At 41.8% G+C, this 17,040-nt stretch carries 17 protein-coding genes, 1 tRNA gene and 2 pseudogenes; 11 read left to right on the forward strand and 9 right to left on the reverse strand.

Annotation, left to right across the window (positions count from 1 at the left end):
* Window positions 1-46 precede the first annotated feature (46 nt).
* From H6G40_RS24085 to carA, 4 genes and pseudogenes are all read right to left on the reverse strand, one after another.
* Window positions 47-136 (reverse strand): annotated as a pseudogene (locus H6G40_RS24085) (IS200/IS605 family accessory protein TnpB-related protein); the annotation flags it as partial.
* Between the two features lie 9 nt (window positions 137-145).
* Window positions 146-562 carry a Mini-ribonuclease 3 gene (locus tag H6G40_RS01585; RefSeq protein ID WP_002734315.1) on the reverse strand — a complete coding sequence of 139 codons (417 nt, stop codon included), beginning with the start codon at window positions 560-562 and terminating at the stop codon, window positions 146-148.
* Between the two features lie 3 nt (window positions 563-565).
* On the reverse strand, window positions 566-916 hold the full coding sequence (locus H6G40_RS01590) for an STAS domain-containing protein (protein WP_002733056.1): 351 nt from the start codon (window positions 914-916) through the stop codon (window positions 566-568).
* 74 nt (window positions 917-990) lie between these two features.
* Window positions 991-2,139, reverse strand: coding sequence for a glutamine-hydrolyzing carbamoyl-phosphate synthase small subunit (gene carA, locus H6G40_RS01595; protein ID WP_002731566.1), 1,149 nt, complete (start codon window positions 2,137-2,139; stop codon window positions 991-993).
* A 197-nt stretch (window positions 2,140-2,336) separates the two neighbouring features.
* Here carA and H6G40_RS01600 point away from each other — a divergent pair, with 197 nt between their 5' ends.
* A complete protein-coding gene (locus tag H6G40_RS01600) occupies window positions 2,337-3,218 on the forward strand; it encodes a helix-turn-helix domain-containing protein (RefSeq protein ID WP_002734017.1) in 882 nt (293 codons plus the stop codon).
* A gap of 419 nt (window positions 3,219-3,637) precedes the next feature.
* Entirely contained in the window at window positions 3,638-4,417 is a 780-nt protein-coding gene (locus H6G40_RS01605) for a pentapeptide repeat-containing protein (RefSeq protein ID WP_002733848.1), read from the forward strand.
* A 41-nt stretch (window positions 4,418-4,458) separates the two neighbouring features.
* Here the strand turns inward: H6G40_RS01605 and H6G40_RS01610 are convergent, their stop codons facing one another.
* Window positions 4,459-4,986 carry a hypothetical protein gene (locus H6G40_RS01610; protein WP_002734671.1) on the reverse strand — a complete coding sequence of 176 codons (528 nt, stop codon included), beginning with the start codon at window positions 4,984-4,986 and terminating at the stop codon, window positions 4,459-4,461.
* A gap of 367 nt (window positions 4,987-5,353) precedes the next feature.
* Here H6G40_RS01610 and H6G40_RS01615 point away from each other — a divergent pair, with 367 nt between their 5' ends.
* From H6G40_RS01615 to H6G40_RS01630, 4 genes are read left to right on the forward strand one after another with little or no spacing between them, the layout of a single operon-like run.
* Window positions 5,354-5,875 (forward strand): hypothetical protein, encoded by a 522-nt coding sequence (locus H6G40_RS01615; RefSeq protein ID WP_002733032.1) that lies wholly within the window; start codon window positions 5,354-5,356, stop codon window positions 5,873-5,875.
* A gap of 44 nt (window positions 5,876-5,919) precedes the next feature.
* On the forward strand, window positions 5,920-6,429 hold the full coding sequence (locus tag H6G40_RS01620) for a lipolpp family protein (protein WP_042790277.1): 510 nt from the start codon (window positions 5,920-5,922) through the stop codon (window positions 6,427-6,429).
* Between the two features lie 44 nt (window positions 6,430-6,473).
* Entirely contained in the window at window positions 6,474-6,863 is a 390-nt protein-coding gene (locus H6G40_RS01625; RefSeq protein ID WP_002732724.1) for a coiled-coil domain-containing protein, read from the forward strand.
* A 57-nt stretch (window positions 6,864-6,920) separates the two neighbouring features.
* Window positions 6,921-8,468, forward strand: a complete 1,548-nt coding sequence (locus tag H6G40_RS01630) for a protein kinase domain-containing protein (protein ID WP_069475126.1) — start codon at window positions 6,921-6,923, stop codon at window positions 8,466-8,468.
* A 22-nt stretch (window positions 8,469-8,490) separates the two neighbouring features.
* On the opposite strand, the gene trhO is transcribed toward H6G40_RS01630, so the two are convergent.
* Entirely contained in the window at window positions 8,491-9,303 is an 813-nt protein-coding gene (trhO, locus tag H6G40_RS01635; protein ID WP_002733376.1) for an oxygen-dependent tRNA uridine(34) hydroxylase TrhO, read from the reverse strand.
* Window positions 9,304-9,380: 77 nt separating this feature from the next.
* Here trhO and H6G40_RS01640 point away from each other — a divergent pair.
* The 4 genes and pseudogenes from H6G40_RS01640 to H6G40_RS01655 all read left to right on the forward strand — a co-directional run.
* A tRNA-Ala gene (locus tag H6G40_RS01640) sits at window positions 9,381-9,453 on the forward strand.
* 289 nt (window positions 9,454-9,742) lie between these two features.
* Entirely contained in the window at window positions 9,743-10,525 is a 783-nt protein-coding gene (gene recO, locus H6G40_RS01645) for a DNA repair protein RecO (RefSeq protein ID WP_002732991.1), read from the forward strand.
* A gap of 22 nt (window positions 10,526-10,547) precedes the next feature.
* Window positions 10,548-12,038, forward strand: a complete 1,491-nt coding sequence (locus H6G40_RS01650; protein ID WP_069475125.1) for an MFS transporter — start codon at window positions 10,548-10,550, stop codon at window positions 12,036-12,038.
* 514 nt (window positions 12,039-12,552) lie between these two features.
* Window positions 12,553-12,966: pseudogene (locus H6G40_RS01655) on the forward strand (Rpn family recombination-promoting nuclease/putative transposase); the annotation flags it as partial.
* Between the two features lie 95 nt (window positions 12,967-13,061).
* Here the strand turns inward: H6G40_RS01655 and H6G40_RS22990 are convergent.
* The 3 genes from H6G40_RS22990 to H6G40_RS01670 form a co-directional block, all read right to left on the reverse strand.
* On the reverse strand, window positions 13,062-13,460 hold the full coding sequence (locus tag H6G40_RS22990) for a hypothetical protein (protein ID WP_002734667.1): 399 nt from the start codon (window positions 13,458-13,460) through the stop codon (window positions 13,062-13,064).
* Window positions 13,461-13,774: 314 nt separating this feature from the next.
* On the reverse strand, window positions 13,775-14,347 hold the full coding sequence (locus H6G40_RS22995; protein WP_242028693.1) for a hypothetical protein: 573 nt from the start codon (window positions 14,345-14,347) through the stop codon (window positions 13,775-13,777).
* Window positions 14,348-14,352: 5 nt separating this feature from the next.
* Window positions 14,353-14,841 (reverse strand): hypothetical protein, encoded by a 489-nt coding sequence (locus tag H6G40_RS01670; RefSeq protein ID WP_002733480.1) that lies wholly within the window; start codon window positions 14,839-14,841, stop codon window positions 14,353-14,355.
* A gap of 192 nt (window positions 14,842-15,033) precedes the next feature.
* Between H6G40_RS01670 and uvrB the strand changes: the two genes are divergently transcribed.
* Window positions 15,034-17,037 (forward strand): excinuclease ABC subunit UvrB, encoded by a 2,004-nt coding sequence (gene uvrB / locus H6G40_RS01675; RefSeq protein WP_069475124.1) that lies wholly within the window; start codon window positions 15,034-15,036, stop codon window positions 17,035-17,037.
* Window positions 17,038-17,040: the final 3 nt, after the last annotated feature.

The following is a 17,040-nucleotide window of genomic DNA, read 5'->3' on the forward strand; positions in this document are numbered from 1 at the left end:
TCAAATATAGACAGACTCAATTCCATTGCAGAAATTCCCTTCACTTTTACTTCGAGAGATTAATTCTCCTTGGGTGAACTACGCACCTCTCTATCCCATAGCAGTTAAACGCATTTGGGAATGCTTTTCGTAAAATACCTGAGGGCTATAATTCTAGTTTTTCTAATAGTTGATGTAATCTTGAGGGGTCTTGTAGATAAAGATAGCCGAACAGGGTTTCTAAACTGCTGGCCTGCTGATAGACTTGGGCTGTCAGACGACGACGTTTTCCCGTGACCGCATTGCGTCCCCGGCGCAGAATTTCTTTTTCTTGGTCCGTCAGATAGGGCTGCAGTTGCGCTAAATCTAAAGCCTGTTGTTCGGCCCTGACTTTGCCCACCACCTGAGCGTGATAGTCTCCCAGACGCTGGGGCGGCAGTAAATAATAGGTGCGGATGTATAATTCATAAACAGCATCCCCCAGATAGGCCAGAGAAGCGGGCGATAATCGGTCAAGACCCTCTAGGATTGGTGAACCCTGGCCACTGACCTGTAAGCGAAGTTTTTCGAGAGGAGATTCCACGATTTACGCTTTTTCTAGATATTCGATCGCCGCTTCCAGGGTGGATCGCAGGGAAAAAAACTTCTCCAATCGCACCAGTTTTACGGTTTGAGTTACCCGCGCATTGGTAACAATTTGTAAACTGCCCCCTTCGGTTTTGGCCTTTTTCACCAATTTTACCAAAGCCCCTAAACCGGAGCTATCGATAAAATCAATCTGAGCCAGGCTAATAATCACATCCTTAGGACCCTGCTCCACATAGCCTTCGATCACCTTACAAAAAGTCGGTTCGGAAAAGGCATCTAAAAGACCCGTCAAACGGAAAATTTGGTACTTATCTCTGACCTCGCGGGTGCCTCGCAAGCTGACAGTCAAGTTAATTGCTTCTGGAATAATCGCCTCCTAGCTCTAGAGCCGTAAAAATCAAAACCCTAGTATATCCTAAAAATTTACGCCCGATCCTTTTTTGCTTGCCGCATTAAATCAACAAATTTGCCAAACAGATAATCGGCATCGTGGGGGCCAGGACTGGCTTCGGGGTGGTATTGCACCGAGAAAAAGGGCAAGGACTTGTGTTTTAAACCCGCTACGGTGCGATCATTGAGGTTGAGATGGGTAATCTCCACTTGCGGATTTAAAGAGGCTTCCTGCACGGCAAAACCGTGATTCTGACTGGTAATTTCCACCTGTTGCTGCAGTCCACAGGGTTGATTTAACCCGCGATGGCCAAATTTCAGTTTAAAGGTTTCTGCCCCTAGGGATAGGCCTAAAATTTGATGACCCATACAGATGCCAAAAGTGGGTTTTTCCCCTTGCAAAAGTTGCTTGGCTAGGGCAATACCTTCGGTGACAGCCGCTGGATCTCCCGGTCCGTTAGAAAAGAAAATACCATCGGGATTATAGGCGGCGATTTTTTCCGGGGGAGTGTCAGCGGGAACCACGATCACCCGACAACCGTAGCTGGCTAAACGCCGGAGAATATTGCGTTTGATGCCAAAATCGATCGCCACCACCGTTAACGGTTCTTGATCGCTATCAATTGGCGCAAATTCCCAGGCGGACGGAGTGGGAGTCGTCCATTCGTACACTTCCTTGGTGGTTACTTCTTTGACGAGATTTAATCCCGCCATACTGGGGGCCGCCTGCACCAGCCGCAGTAAATCGTGATAATCGAGTATTTCCGTGGAAATTGCCCCATTCATCGCCCCAACCGAGCGAATTTTGCGGGTCAGGGACCGGGTATCGATGCCATAGATGCCAATAACATGATGAGCGGCCAGATAATCCGGTAGAGATTGGCTAGAACGCCAATTACTGGGCCGGTGGCAGATGTTTTTGGCGATCGCTCCTTTCACCTGGGGACGAATTGACTCCTCATCCTCGGGGTTAACCCCCGTATTTCCCAATTCTGGATAGGTAAAAGTGACGATTTGACCAGCATAACTGGGATCGGTGAGGACTTCCTGATAACCGGTCATCCCCGTGTTAAAGACAACTTCGCCGACGGTGGTTCCCTTGGAGCCGAAGGAATAACCCTCGTAAACTGTACCATCGGCCAGAACTAATAAGGCTTTTTGACTAGCAGCACTGGATATCATCGTCAATTTTTTAATCTTGAGTAGTGGTGAGAAACAGAAGTCAAGGATAGACTAGAACAGGGACTAGAAAACGAATTGCTTAGTTTTAATTGGCTAGAGCGTTTTATGATTAAGAGTACATCCGCTCAAGGACAACAGCCTCCCCTGACTAGCCATCGGCAAAATCCTATCGCTTAAAAAATAACTATATAAGTAATATGAGTCCAAGAAAACTGACTGATGCCACGAAAAAAGAAATTCTTAAGCTTTATCGGGAAACGGAGGCCACCACTTCCACCTTAGCCGAGCGTTATGGAGTGAGTAGTTCTACGGTCAGTCGTTTTCTCAAAAATTCTTTTTCTGGCGAGGAATACGAGCAGTTAATCCAGAAAAAACGCTTGGCCCGCAATGGTCGCGGCCTTGAGGAGGAGGAGCCAGCAGCGGATCTACCAGAAAAAGCGATCGAGGTGATTAGTGTTCGGGCAGCCCAAATCGCAGCTAAGGATGAGCAGGCTTTTGAGCCACCGATCGCTTCTGTGGAACAATTAACCCTGTTAATGGATACCGTTTACCCGCCAGAAGCAGATAATCCAGAAGATACAGAAATTAATGGCGATAAGACTCTAGAAACCGCTAATTTAAGCGAGTTTTTCGTCGAAGCTATCGAGGAAGAGGAGGAAGAAGATGAGCTTGACGAGGATTGGGATGAAGAGGAGGATGAGGATGAAGATGAGGAGGAGGGGGAACTAGCGGACAGCTATTTAGGCCCGACTATCGTTAAAACCGCCCAATTACAGATCTTACCCCTCTCGGCGGCGGCTTTTCCCAAAACCTGTTACTTGGTCATCGATCGTGCTGCCGAATTAATCACCCGTCCCCTCAAGGATTTTGCCGAATTGGGTAAGGTTCCCCCTCAGGAAATCCAGCAGCGCACTCTCCCCATCTTTGAAAGTCATCGCATCGCTCGTCGTTTCTCCAAGCGCAAGGAAAAAGTGATTAAAGTTCCCGACGGTCGCCTGATCGAAAAAGCTCACGCTCAACTGGAAGCTAAAGGGATCACCCGTCTGCTCATGGATGGTCGTATCTACGCTTTAGAGTAGGGAATTAGCGGGTTAGCAGGGTGTGGGGTGTGGGGTGTGGGGTGTGGGGTGTAGGGTGTGGGGTGTAGGGTGTGGAAAGAATAAATAAAAATAATCTCCTGTCTCCTGTCTCGGAGTCTCCTATTTAAACAATAGATAAGTTTTTTAACAAGAGTAGTTTTAGATACTAATTACCCGATGCACTGGGGTAGAATTGGAAAAACCAGTCCAACTGTTTTAGCCAAGCTACTTAACTATGATGAAAATTAACTTGCTGTTCGCGTTATCTTCTCTTAAAAAATCGAAAAAAAACTTTACATAAACTCAAAGGAGGGCATCGTAAATTGCTCATCTAAAAGCAGAGTGAGTTATCGGACAAAGTTTTTAGGTGCTTTTGTTGATTACTTCTTAACCACCATCTTATAAGTAGAAGAAGGGAGATGAAAGTTAATCAGTTACTAAGACTCTACGAACAAGGAGAGCGGGATTTTTTAGCCATTGACTTGATGAGTCTAGATCTACAACAAGTGACTCTAATCGCTGTCAATTTTGCTGCGGCCAATTTGCGCGGAACTAATTTGAGTCGCTCTTTTTTGACTAAATCAAATCTGCGGGGAGCGAGTTTGAATTGGGCGAATTTAACCTATGCCAAATTAAGTCAAGCGCAATTAGTGGAAGCGGACTTAACCAAAGCCAATCTCACCGGGGCCTTTATGGTACAGGCAAACCTGCGTAACTCGCGCTTAAGTGGGGCGGATCTTTCCCATGCTAATCTCCGGGGAGCGAATTTATGCGGGGCGAATTTATGCGGGGCGAATTTATACTTAGTTAATCTCTTGGAGGCAACCCTAGATAAAGTCAATCTCAATTGGGCCAATTTGCAGGAAGCGCGGTTAAGTGGGGCTAAATGTCGTCAGATTTCCGCAAGGGAAGCCAATTTTAGGGGCTCTTTTCTGAAAGAGGTGGACTTTCAAGGGGCCAATTTAGAAAGGGCTAATTTTAGTGAGGCACGTCTGACGGGTAGTGATTTACACGGGGCCAATTTAGCGGGTGCTAATCTAGCGGGAGCGCGTTTACAACAGGTAAATCTACAGGGAGCGGACTTGAGGGGTGCTAACTTGACGGGGACTTGTTTTGAGAGTGTCACTGGTTGGACAGAAACCGCCCAAGAAGATGATATTTTTCCCCTAGACTGGTTTCAGCCCCGTTTTGCTACTTAAAAGTCAATATATCTTCCGAAAGCCCGTCCTTTTCCTATCAATTAACGATTAGCTGGAGTGGTTAATCTTTGGTTAGGAATGGGGATTGGGGGAGCATTATTCGGCTCATCCTCGAAGAGTAAAGTAGGGGGAGGAGGAGGAGTGGTAGCGCCGGGAGATGCTGCTGGAGATGGACTGGGATTAACGGCAACGGGGGGACTTTTCGGAGTGACGACGGGTGCGGGAGAGCTAAAACCGAGGAGAGCTTTGCCAAAGGGAAAAACATTTCTCCAGCGTTGAATATTGGGATGACCAAACCAATCTTGACGGGATACCTTCACCGAGAGGAGAGGTGCGATCGCCCCTGATTTTTCGGCCGTTATCAATAAATCAATTTTATTAATACCCTGTTGTTGATTAAAACGACTGATGATAGTTTTCTCGGCTAATTGCGATGCTCTAGTCAATAATGCTTCGTAGGATTCTCCCTGTTGAACTGTGATGGGAAGATTAACAGTGGATTGAGCAAAAACCACGTCAACGGCGATAATTCCCGTCAGCAGCGTTAAAACAGTAATAGACTTGTACATAGGACAGACGGTTAAACAGTCACTCCCTGGTTAGGGTCGGGATCTTCCCTGTTAGAGTTCCCCGATCGCTTTCTTAAATTACCATGATCGATCTCTGGCCACAATGGAATTTTTTCGGTAGCGTAATCGTCCTTAGTCCCTAGCAATAGGCAATAGGGGAATACTTAGGGCTGGCTGAATAAATCTAAAAACTTTGTTGGATAATATCTTTAGGCTTTTTTCAAATCAAACAGTGCCGGCCATTGGAGTGATCAGAGGGAAAATTCAGGGACTTTTTCCCTGAAAATGGGTAAAACCCCACACCAACGCCAAACTTTTTCAGTATAACCTAATTATATTTGGCCTTATCGACCAGAGGTTGTTAATTATGACACAAACTAGCGAAACCGTTACCTATTCTCTCGAATCTGTCCTAACAAGGATCGAGAGTAAAATCGACAATCTCCAAAGAGATGTTAATCAAAAATTTGACAGTCTCCAAAGAGATATGGATCAGAAAATTGACAATCTCCAAAGAGATGTTAATCAGAAAATTGACAGTCTCCAAAGAGATATGGATCAAAAATTTGACAGTCTCCAAAGAGATATGGATCAAAAATTTGACAGTCTTCAAAAAGATATGAATCAAAAATTTGACAGTCTCCAAAAAGACGTTAATGATTTAAAGGTGGAAGTCACAGAAACCAAGGGAGATATTAAAACTCTTGACCAGAAAGTCGAAAGAATAGATAAACGACTGGAAAAAGTTGAAGATAGTTATGCAATCCTAGTTAAAGATATTGCGGACTTAAAAGGGTTTAAATCCCTGATTATCCCCATGGTCGTAGCTTTTTTAAGTGCCGTGGTAACTTTAGGATTGCGCGGCTTTTTTCTTGGTAATAAACCTTAATTTTTTATGTCAAGAAAGTAGTTATTTGTAAGAGGTTGTTAATTATGACACAAACTGGCGAAACCGTTACCTATTCTCTCGAATCTGTCCTGAAAGAAATTAAAGATAGCATTAAAGAGGTTAATCAGAAAATTGACTCTCTCCAAAGAGATGTTAATCAAAAATTTGACAGTCTCCAAAGAGATATGGATCAGAAAATTGACAGTCTTCAAAGAGATGTAGATGAGAAAATCGACAATCTCCAAAGGGCTATGGATCAAAAATTTGACAGTCTCCAAAAAGATGTTAATCAAAAATTTGACAGTCTCCAACAAGATGTGAATGATTTAAAGGTGGAAGTCACAGAAATCAAGGGAGATATTAAAAATCTTGATCAGAAAGTCGAAACAATGGATAAACGACTGGAAAAAGTCGAATCTAGTTATGCAATTCTAGTTAAAGATATTGCGGACTTGAAAGGGTTTAAATCCCTGATTATCCCCATGGTTGTAGCTTTTTTAAGTGCCGTGGTAACTTTGGGATTGCGCGGCTTTTTTCTTGGTAATAAACCTTAATTTTTTATTTCAATAAAGTAGTTATCTGTAAGAGGGTTTTAATTATGACACAAACTAGCGAAACCGTTACCTATTCCCTTGAATCTGTCCTGACAAGGATCGAGAGTAAAATCGACAATCTCCAAAGAGATGTGAATCAGAAAATCGACAATCTCCAAAGAGATATGGATCAGAAAATCGACAATCTCCAAAAAGATGTTAATGATTTAAAGGTGGAAGTCACAGAAATCAAAGGAGATATTAAAACTCTTGATCAGAAATTTGAAACAATGGATAAACGACTGGAAAAAGTCGAAGATGGTTATGCAATTCTAGTTAAAGATATTGCGGACTTGAAAGGGTTTAAATCTCTGATTATTCCCATGGTTGTGGCTTTTTTAAGTGCCGTGGTAACTTTGGGATTGCGCGGCTTTTTTCTTGGTAATAAACCTTAAATATATCAAGGAATATTGTTATCATCAAGTTTATTTTTTACTCTACCAATAAAATCTATGAGTTTTTGTATTAATCCTCATTGTCCCAAACCGAAAAGTATCACGGAGAGTCGTTACTGTCAATCCTGTGGTTCCGACTTGCTTTTAAATGGTAAATATCGAGTCACAAATTTATTGAGTGCCAAAGGTGGATTCGGTAATACCTATGAAGTGATAGATGAACGTAAAATACCTAAAGTGTTAAAAGTTCTTACCTACGATTCTAGCAAAGCTATTGATTTATTTCAACAGGAAGCCAATCTTTTAAAACAATTAAATCACCCTGGTATTCCCAAAGGAGAAAACTATTTTATTTATCATCCCCGGGAGAGTCAAACTGCTTTACACTGTTTAGTCATGGAGAAAATTGCTGGTATTGACTTAGAAGAACATCAAAAACAAAGAGGATTTAAACCGATTGATTATAATCTCGCTTTGGATTGGTTAAGTCAGTTGGCTAATATTCTCCATGAAGTTCATAAACATAAATTCTATCATCGTGATATCAAACCCTCTAATATTATCTTAAAACCCGATGGTCAATTAGTTTTAATTGATTTTGGGGCAGCGCGACAGGTGACTAAAACCGTCCTAGCAGGAGGCAAAAATACGGGAATTTATACCCCCGGATATGCTCCTCCTGAACAATCTCTTGGTCACTCTGTCCCCCAATCAGACTTTTATGCTTTGGGCAAAACTTTCGTCTTTTTGTTAACCGGTAAAGAACCCAGTGACCCGAAAATTTATAATATTAATACAAATGAATTTAACTGGCGTAAATATGCACAAAATATCCCTTCTCGATTAGCAGATTTTATCGATAATTTAATGGCAGAAAAACCTATTGATCGACCGAAAGATACCAAAACTTTGCTAAAAATTATTACCGATATTAAAGCCAATCCCCATCAAACTAAAAAAACTAAAAATTCTCCTCCTGAAAAACCTAAAATTATTCCTATTCCCAATCCTGCACTTATTTCTTTACTCGCCGCAATTTCTCCCAGTTATGCTGGGTTTTGGCTCCGTTTCAAAGCTTCTTTAATTGATTCTTTTATCGTTTTTATTATCGCAGCTTTATTAGGTGGTTATATCTGTTTTCGCTTACAACAATGGTCAACTTTTCAAGATTTAAATCTTAACTTTGATATTCCCAAAGAAATCTGGGTTTACTATGCAGCAGGATTAAGTGCAGCCGGAACAACAATTTTTGGTTTTGCTTTATTTATAGTGGCAATTATCTATAATATTCAAGCCAAAGTTAACTTTACTCACGAGCATATTGCCATTCTGACTGCTCTTGGTTTAGGAATAGTTATTAAATGGTTATATTATGTTTTCTTAGAATATCTTTTTAAAGCCACTATTGGTAAAATGTTTTTTGATTTATCCGTCACCGATAGCCAAGGCCGACGCATATCTTTTGCAAGAGCAAATCGCCGCTACTTACTAAAATATCTCTCCACTGCTCCCTTATATTTGGGCTTTTTACTGGCAGCCTGGACAAAGAAAAAACGCGCCCTTCATGACATGATTTCTGGTACACAAATCCGCAAAAAAAAGTAACCAGATACTAAATAGGATAAGATTAACTACAATAGGGACAAGATATTCCTGCTCGGTAATTGGGGGACTGTTTATCTTTTTCATCGATGGGATGACCGCAAGCGGGACACATTTCATAATGTCCTACCTCTAGATTAGCTGTTAGTGCCACTCTTTGATCAAAAACAAAACATTCTCCTTGCCAAAGACTCTGATCGGGACTAACTTCTTCTAAGTATTTCAAAATACCTCCCTCTAGCTGATAAACTTGAGAAAAGCCTTGATTTAATAAAAAAGCTGCCGCCTTTTCACAACGAATTCCCCCCGTACAAAAAAGAGCTATTTTTTTATCGTTAATACTATCAAAATTTTCCTGAATATACTCAGGAAATTGGCGAAAATGCTGGATTTCTGGGTTAAGCGCTCCCGCAAAAGTACCGATCGCCACTTCATAATTATTACGAGTATCGATCACTACCACGTCCGGCTCTTTCAGCAATTGGTTCCACTCTTCAGTTTTGAGATAAATTCCTGTGTTTTCGAGAGGATTAGCCTTGGGTTGACCAAAAGTCACAATTTCCTTTTTTAAGCGAATTTTTAAGCGTTGAAAGGGCAAATAATCACAAACAGACTCTTTCACCTCTAGATTAGCTAAACGAGTATCGGTTTTTAACCAACTAATCACTTCAGCGATCGCTTGACGGTTTCCGGCGATCGTTGCGTTAATCCCCTCGGCTGCCAGAAGAATAGTTCCTTTAATTCCTCTTTCTTGGCAGTATTTTTGTATTTCTGGCTGTTTTTGACGATAATCTGACAAAGCCACAAACTGGTAAAAAGTGGCGACTAGATAAGACATGGCAGGCAAGGGAAAAATTAACTTGTAATATTTTTCACTATAGGTTATAATAACGAGAGTGTCTCAAAAACCAGATCGGGGGTTTAGCTCAGTTGGTAGAGCGCCTGCTTTGCAAGCAGGATGTCAGCGGTTCGAGTCCGCTAACCTCCATAGTCATGACTGATTCCTCTTTGCTTGGTGATTAGCTCAAGTCTTCTTGGGGAGACAATTAGCTAGGGTTTGCTGAAAAAATCTAAAAACCTTGTTGGGTAAGACTTTTAGACCTTTTGTCAATCAAAAAGTACCAGGTATGGGAGTGATCGGGGGGAAAATTCAGGGACTTTTTCCCTGAAAATTAGGTAATTGACCCCCTCAAAATCGGTAAAACCCTACACCCTACACCCCACACCCCGCACCCTGTCCCCACCAACAAACTTGTTCGGCAAACCCTAATTACTAAATGATGTCTCGTACCTATCAAGCTACTGGAATCAATCTGCAAGGAATGGCCTTCGGAGAAGCCGATCGCCTCTTAACTATTTTGACCGCCGAGTATGGTTTAATTAGAGCCATCGCTCCAGGTGCGCGCAAGTATAAATCTTCCCTGCGGGGTAGAAGTGAACTATTTGTGGTCAATAATCTGTTGATAGTCGCAGGAAAATCCCTAGATAAGGTCGTTCAAGCTGAAACTATCGAATCTTATCCCAAATTAAGTCAAAATCTCGCCAAACTAACCGTTAGTCAATACCTCTGTGAACTGGTTTTGGCGATCGCCCTGAGCGAACAACCCCAGAGGGAATTATACGAATTAATCTGCAGCCATCTGGCCAGAATTGAAGTCCTCGACGAGAATGAATACATACTTCCCTACCTTTGTCAAGCAATTTTTCATTTCTTAATAATTGCCGGCTTAGTGCCGCAAGTCCATAACTGCCTGTTGACGGGAAAAGCTTTAATTGGGGACAATTGCCTAGGATTTAGTTTCGAGGCAGGGGGAATAATAGATCTAGCTGCCCTAACAGAAACAATCAACCCGCCCAAAATCGATAGTAAACTGACGCGGCAAGAACTGCAATTACTGCAATGCCTAGGAAAAACAGATTTTCCCCCAGAAGAAAACCTTACCTCAGAACTAGCTTGGATTAACCTCGATCGTTTGCTGCGTCGCTATACTCAATATCATCTGGGAAAAACTTTTCGCTCCTCGGCATTAGTTGAGGGTTTATCTCCCTTAGAATTTTAAACAGATAGCAAAAATCATCATAATGCAACTGTTTGACTCAGAAACTGACGACGCTACGTCCAGCGCCTCCCCCACTCCTGTTTTTAATTCTTCCGATTCCTCACCGAGGCAATCCGACGCAGAAACCATGAACCGCTTGCCTAAACGTGCGCCCAAATCCAATCCTAGTCAGGGTTTTGCCCCAGTGCTAAAAAACCCGCGCTTTCTCATTCTCTGGGCGGGGGGAATTTTTTCCCAATTAGCGGATAAATTCTATTTAGTCCTGATGATCTCCCTAATTGCCACCCATTACCAAGAAGCCGATCAATCGATTAGCGGCTGGGTATCGGCGATAATGATTGCTAATACAATTCCGGCGGTGTTAGTGGGTTCGGTGGCGGGTGTATATGTTGATAGATGGTTAAAAAAACAAGTTTTAGTTATTTCTAACCTTTTACGCGGGGTTTTTGTCCTCGTCATACCCCTATTATTATGGTTAGTGCGCGAGCAAACTTTAGCGGTTCCCCTCGGTTGGTTGCCTGACGGTTTAAGAAATTGGCATTACCGGCTACAAGGAGAATTTAATTTACCCTTCGGTTTTTTCCTGTTGTTAGTCATTACTTTTCTTGTCTCCACCTTAACCCAATTTTTTGCCCCCGCCGAACAATCTACCCTGGCATTAGTAGTAAAACGTCGTCATCTTCTGCCCGCAAATTCCCTCAACACTTTAACCACCATGGCAGTATTAATTATCGGTTTTGCCATCGGTGAACCTCTATTAGCTTTTGCTGATAGCATTTTCGGCACGAGAGCCGGACAATTTGATATTGGCAAAGTGATGATTGTCGGTGCTTTTTATATAATTGCCGGTTTAATTCTAATTATCCTGCGAACTAGCGAAAAATATGTTATTCCTACCGCAGAACAGCCCCATGTTTGGGAAGATATCCGCGACGGCATTCGTTACCTCAACAAAAATCATAAAGTTCGTAACGCCCTAATTCAATTAGTCATCTTATTCTGTATTTTTGCTGCTCTATCAGTATTAGCCGTCAGTATGGCGGAAAAACTACCCGGGTTAAAAGCTTCTCAATTCGGCTTTTTATTAGCCTCCTGTGGTGCAGGAATGGCAGTTAGTGCGATTACTTTGGGTTATTGGGGCCAAAAATTCTCCCACACCCAATTAAGTCTCTGGGGTTCTCTGGGTATGGCGGCAGCTTTAATCGGTTTATCTTTAGCAACAAAGAGTTTAATTTTAGCCTTCGCTATGACCGCTTTATTAGGGATTTTTGCCGCTTTAGTCGGGGTTCCCATGCAAACTACCCTACAGGCAGATACACCCCCCGAAATGCGCGGTAAAGTCTTTGGTTTAGAAAACAATGCCGTTAATATTGCCCTCTCTTTACCATTAGCTGTTGCGGGTATCGCCGAAACTCAATTCGGACTCCGACCGGTACTATTAGCTTTAGCAGTTATGGCAGTCATCGGCGGTGGTTTTACTTGGTATGTTTCTGGCAATTTATCTAAAGATTAGCGGAACTTTTCAGTTATCAGTTATCAGGAGTCAGTTATCAGGAGTCAGTTATCAGGAGTCAGTTATCAGGAGTCAGTTATCAGGAGTCAGGAGTCAGGAGATTGCCTTTATTTATTCTCCTATCTCCCCCGCAAAGAAGCGGGCGTTGTCAGATCAGAATATGAAGAATGAATTGCGACACAACGAGAGCCTTACTGTTAAAGCGTTTTCAAGTCTGCTCTGATGCGCCATCATCTTCAAACTTGACAACGCCACTAAACGGTTGTACGAACAGGGTTATCAACGAGAGGATATTCTCAACCTCTTTAAAATAATAGAAAACGGGTTTCTTAAAGAAACCCGTTTTCTGGATAATCCTAAGAGTGAGCTAACCCGCTACACTTTTGTCAACTTTTATTGATTTAATGTCCACTTTTACCGTAAGTATTGTCAAGTAACCTTAAACTTGTTAGAATCAAAGAGTTGTTATTTTCTGGTAGTCATTCACCGATGAGATTAGTTAAGATGATATTACATGACTAATAATGTTGATCATGATCGCTTATTTAAGGAATTGATTTCCACCTTTTTTGTCGAATTTATTGAGTTGTTTTTTCCTGAAGTAATGAATTATTTAGACACAGACTCAATTACTTTTTTAGACAAAGAAGTATTTACCGATGTCACGGAAGGAGAAAGGCATGAAAGCGACTTAGTAGCACAAGTTAGGTTTCGCGGAAAAGAATCTTTCTTTCTGATTTATGTCGAGGCGCAGGAAAGTTCTCGAAAGTGGTTTAACCGGCGGATGTTTACTTATTTTGCTCGCTTTCATGAGAAATTTGTCTTACCGATTTATCCGATTGTAATTTTTTCTTACTCCCAGCCCAAAAAAGAAGCAATTAGTCAGTATGTAGTCGATTTTCCCGATTTTAAGGTGTTAGAATTTAACTCTGAGAGCTGAGAGGGGGACAAGCGAGCTAGAAGGTAGATAGGGCAAGCGATATCGCTCTTTGTCCTTTGATGTAATCCTTCAACCGATAGCGGCTAATTTGCATTAGCTCTTCTATATTTTTTTGGGAACATTTGATGTAGCTGGAGCCAATGATAGAGATGTTGACCCACATAAAAACTGCTGTGTCTGCGTTGACCTTTATATCTTGTTTCAGGTCTTGTGACATATTTTTGGATTCCCATATCCTTAATTTTTTTACCTTGCATTGTGGCACTTGTAGAGGCGATAGCTATAACAATTATCAGCTTTGATAGGTATTGCGGTGCTAATTGAGAACCTTCTAAGCTATAGCCTCCCGACTTAAAATCTCGAAACATATCCCCAATATCAAATCTTTTTTGATCGGCAATTATTGCCGTCTCTAAATCTCCAAAGTTAGTCAGAATATACCAAGGTTCTTTTGTTTGAAAACCCCAGTAGTTTTTTTCCACTTACCCGCTAAGTTAAACTCGACAAATCCCTGCTCTTTTGTAATATTGACATCCTTCAAAAATAGTTTAGTTCCTGGACTTAAACCTAACTCTCTCATTTCTTGATAAATTCATTCTTTTGTCTTGACATTTGTACTTTGTTTTTGTCTTAAACAAAAGTACAAACTCTTTTTCTGAAGACACTTTCTAAGACTGACCGAGCAAAATTCTCTATCTCCTAACACCACTATTTTATGACCTGATAGCACCGTCAATATTTTCGCCAATACTCGCTGCTGTTCTTCGAGATTACTACTTCCTTTTTTATCTAATATCTACCAATATATTGGCATGGCTTTTTTGTTATAAATCAAACTCACCATCAAGATATTAATTGCTCCCCAACTCGTCCAGTCTATGGCAATATATACTAATCCTTTTGTTGTGAATCTCTGCTGCTGTTTTAACAGCTCTTTTAGGCAGGGAAACCAGATTTTTTCAATATTCAGAATTTCCAGCTTGAAAAATCTTTTTAGTTTTTTTCTCCGACTCTCAAACAGGATTGGTATTGGTAGTGCTTCTGCTAATATCTCTAACTTAGCTTGCTTTAGTATTTGCAAGGTTCCAACTATCATTAACAACAGTAGATATCCGGCTCGCCCCAGTTCATTCTCTAAGACTTTCTGGTATTGTAAAGTATGAAGCGATCGAATCTGGTAATATTGCTGCGGTGCTAAAACTGAAGCATCGTAGGTAAGATTTAATAATCCGAAACCGCAAAAAACCACTATTAGAAAGGAGACAATTAAGAACAATTTTTGCTTAAACAGCATCGGGATTAAAAACGGTGAGCTAAAAAAAATAAATTCCCCGTCCGGGACAGGGAAAAAATCTATCTTGATCAACAAAACAATTAATCCAAAAATCCCATTAAAGTTTCGGGATCATCGATTTCATTGGAAGCAACGGGACGATTACCCATGACTGTATAAGTTTCGCTAATGTGCAGATGACTGAGAGCAATCGGACGATTGCCAGAAATCGCTAGAGTGCTGCTAACTTCCATACCACTAGAGCCGACAGGACGCAATCCACCTACGGAAGAATAGGTACTAACCACTTTCAGATGGCTAACTTCTACGGGACGGCCTCCGGGTAACATTTCATCTTCCGTGAAGTGAAGATGGCTAGTACCAACAGGACGATTTTCGGGTAAGCGATGTTCGGGTTGATAGAATTTTAAGGCTTTGGAAGCCGATTCAGCGTTGTTTTTCACCGAAAGGGCGACCACTTCTTTATCTTTGGCGGTTTTAGCCGTAGTAGCTTTACCGCGTGTGCTGGTCTTTTCTTCTGTAGTTGCTGGGGTTTGAGTCCCGTTCGTTTCTAGATTTTCCACCGTCATAACCTGATACTCCTTTCCGTTAATAGCTTCGGAGAAACGATAAGATTTAAGTTTAGGGTATTCTCGAAGACTTTTAATCTTTTTTTAAAATCCTCTCTAATATTAAGATACATCTTTCTTTCCCCAAAACCCTATCAGTGTTGGTAATTTGATTGATAATTTATTTTGCCTGTTCTCTACACCTAGCCGCTAATGACCGCTTTTCAACTACAAGCACCCTTTCAACCCACCGGGGATCAACCGGCAGCGATCGATAAATTAGTAGATTCCCTGCAAAACCAGCATCGTTTCCAAACCCTCTTGGGGGCAACTGGCACCGGCAAAACCTTCACCATTGCCGCTGTGATCGAGAAAATCGGCAGGCCTACCCTTGTCCTAGCCCATAATAAGACCTTGGCTGCCCAATTATGTAACGAATTGCGGCAATTTTTCCCCAATAACGCCGTGGAATACTTTATCAGCTATTACGACTACTATCAACCGGAGGCTTATATTCCTGTCAGCGATACCTACATCGAAAAGAGTTCTTCAATTAATGATGAGATCGATATGCTGCGCCATTCAGCCACGCGCTCGCTGTTTGAACGCAGGGATGTGATCGTCGTCGCTTCCATTAGTTGTATTTATGGTTTGGGAATGCCGGCGGAATACCTGAAAGCGGCGATTTCCTTAACAGTTGGTCAAGAGTTCGACCAAAGGCAATTATTACGGGCCTTGGTGTCAGTGCAGTACAATCGCAATGATTTGGAGTTAACTCGCGGCCGTTTTCGTCTCAAGGGCGATATTTTGGAAATTGTTCCCGCTTACGAGGATCGGGTTATTAAAATTGATTTTTTTGGCGATGAGATTGAAAGTATTCGTTATCTCGATCCCCTGACGGGGGAAGTTTTGCAAAAATTAGAGCGAATTAGTATTTATCCGGCCCGTCACTTTGTTACCCCGGAGGAACGTTTAGAGGTAGCCTGTCGGGATATTAAAACCGAGTTAGATAACCGTTTATTGGAGTTAGAAAAAGCGGGCAAATTACTGGAAGCGCAACGTTTGGATCAACGGACTCGTTATGATTTAGAAATGTTGCAGGAAGTGGGTTATTGTAATGGCGTCGAAAATTATTCGCGGCATTTAGCGGGTAGATTAGCGGGGGAACCGCCGGAATGTTTGGTGGATTATTTTCCCCAAGATTGGTTATTAGTTGTGGATGAATCTCATGTCAGTGTGCCGCAGATTCGCGGGATGTATAATGGCGATCAATCACGAAAAAAAGTTTTGATCGATCACGGGTTTCGTTTACCCAGTGCTGCGGATAATCGTCCTTTGAAGTCGGAAGAATTTTGGCAGAAAGTTAATCAATGTATTTTTGTTTCGGCCACTCCGGGAGATTGGGAATTAGAACAGTCAGAAAATCACATTGTTGAACAAATTATCCGACCGACGGGAGTTTTAGACCCAGAGATTTTTGTGCGACCAACCGAGGGACAAGTGGATGATTTATTAGGGGAAATTAAGGAGCGAGTGCGGTTAAATGAACGGGTTTTGATTACCACTTTAACCAAACGCATGGCCGAAGATTTAACCGAATACTTGCAAGAAAGGGGAATTAAAGTTAGATATCTACATTCAGAAATTCAATCAATTCAACGGATTGAAATTATCCAAGACCTGCGAGAAGGGGTCTTTGACGTGCTGATCGGGGTGAATTTGCTTCGCGAGGGGTTAGACCTGCCGGAAGTGTCTCTAGTAGCGATTTTAGACGCAGATAAGGAAGGATTTTTAAGGGCTACCCGCTCTTTAATTCAAACTATTGGCCGGGCTGCTCGTCATATTCGCGGTCAGGCAATTCTTTACGGAGATAATCTCACTAATAGTATGATTAATGCGATCGAAGAAACTAAGAGACGGCGAGCTATTCAAGAGGAATATAACCAAAAACATGGGATTATTCCGCAACCGATTGTTAAAAGGTCGAGTAATTCAATTTTGGCTTTTCTGGATATTTCCCGTCGTCTCAATTCCCAACAATTAGATCAGGTTTATGAGAATATAGAAGAACTTTCTTTAGAACAAATTCCCGAATTAATTCAACAACTAGAAGCGCAAATGAAAGAAGCGGCGAAAAATCTAGAATTCGAGGCAGCGGCTAAATATCGTGATCGGATTAAGCAATTGCGAGATAAATTATTAAATCACGTTAGATAAACC

Source organism: Microcystis viridis FACHB-1342 (assembly GCF_014698335.1).
Lineage (GTDB): Bacteria > Cyanobacteriota > Cyanobacteriia > Cyanobacteriales > Microcystaceae > Microcystis > Microcystis ichthyoblabe_A.

Excerpts from the sequence above, each read along its gene's own strand:
- H6G40_RS01625 (WP_002732724.1), top strand. The coding sequence starts at position 6,474 with ATGACACAAACTAGCGAAACCGTTACCTATTCCCTTGAATCTGTCCTG.
- H6G40_RS01610 (WP_002734671.1), bottom strand. The coding sequence starts at position 4,986 with ATGTACAAGTCTATTACTGTTTTAACGCTGCTGACGGGAATTATCGCC.
- H6G40_RS01630 (WP_069475126.1), top strand. The coding sequence starts at position 6,921 with ATGAGTTTTTGTATTAATCCTCATTGTCCCAAACCGAAAAGTATCACG.
- H6G40_RS01620 (WP_042790277.1), top strand. The coding sequence starts at position 5,920 with ATGACACAAACTGGCGAAACCGTTACCTATTCTCTCGAATCTGTCCTG.
- H6G40_RS01615 (WP_002733032.1), top strand. The coding sequence starts at position 5,354 with ATGACACAAACTAGCGAAACCGTTACCTATTCTCTCGAATCTGTCCTA.
- H6G40_RS01600 (WP_002734017.1), top strand. The coding sequence starts at position 2,337 with ATGAGTCCAAGAAAACTGACTGATGCCACGAAAAAAGAAATTCTTAAG.
- trhO (WP_002733376.1), bottom strand. The coding sequence starts at position 9,303 with ATGTCTTATCTAGTCGCCACTTTTTACCAGTTTGTGGCTTTGTCAGAT.
- carA (WP_002731566.1), bottom strand. The coding sequence starts at position 2,139 with ATGATATCCAGTGCTGCTAGTCAAAAAGCCTTATTAGTTCTGGCCGAT.
- uvrB (WP_069475124.1), top strand. The coding sequence starts at position 15,034 with ATGACCGCTTTTCAACTACAAGCACCCTTTCAACCCACCGGGGATCAA.
- H6G40_RS01605 (WP_002733848.1), top strand. The coding sequence starts at position 3,638 with ATGAAAGTTAATCAGTTACTAAGACTCTACGAACAAGGAGAGCGGGAT.
- recO (WP_002732991.1), top strand. The coding sequence starts at position 9,743 with ATGATGTCTCGTACCTATCAAGCTACTGGAATCAATCTGCAAGGAATG.
- H6G40_RS01650 (WP_069475125.1), top strand. The coding sequence starts at position 10,548 with ATGCAACTGTTTGACTCAGAAACTGACGACGCTACGTCCAGCGCCTCC.
- H6G40_RS01670 (WP_002733480.1), bottom strand. The coding sequence starts at position 14,841 with ATGACGGTGGAAAATCTAGAAACGAACGGGACTCAAACCCCAGCAACT.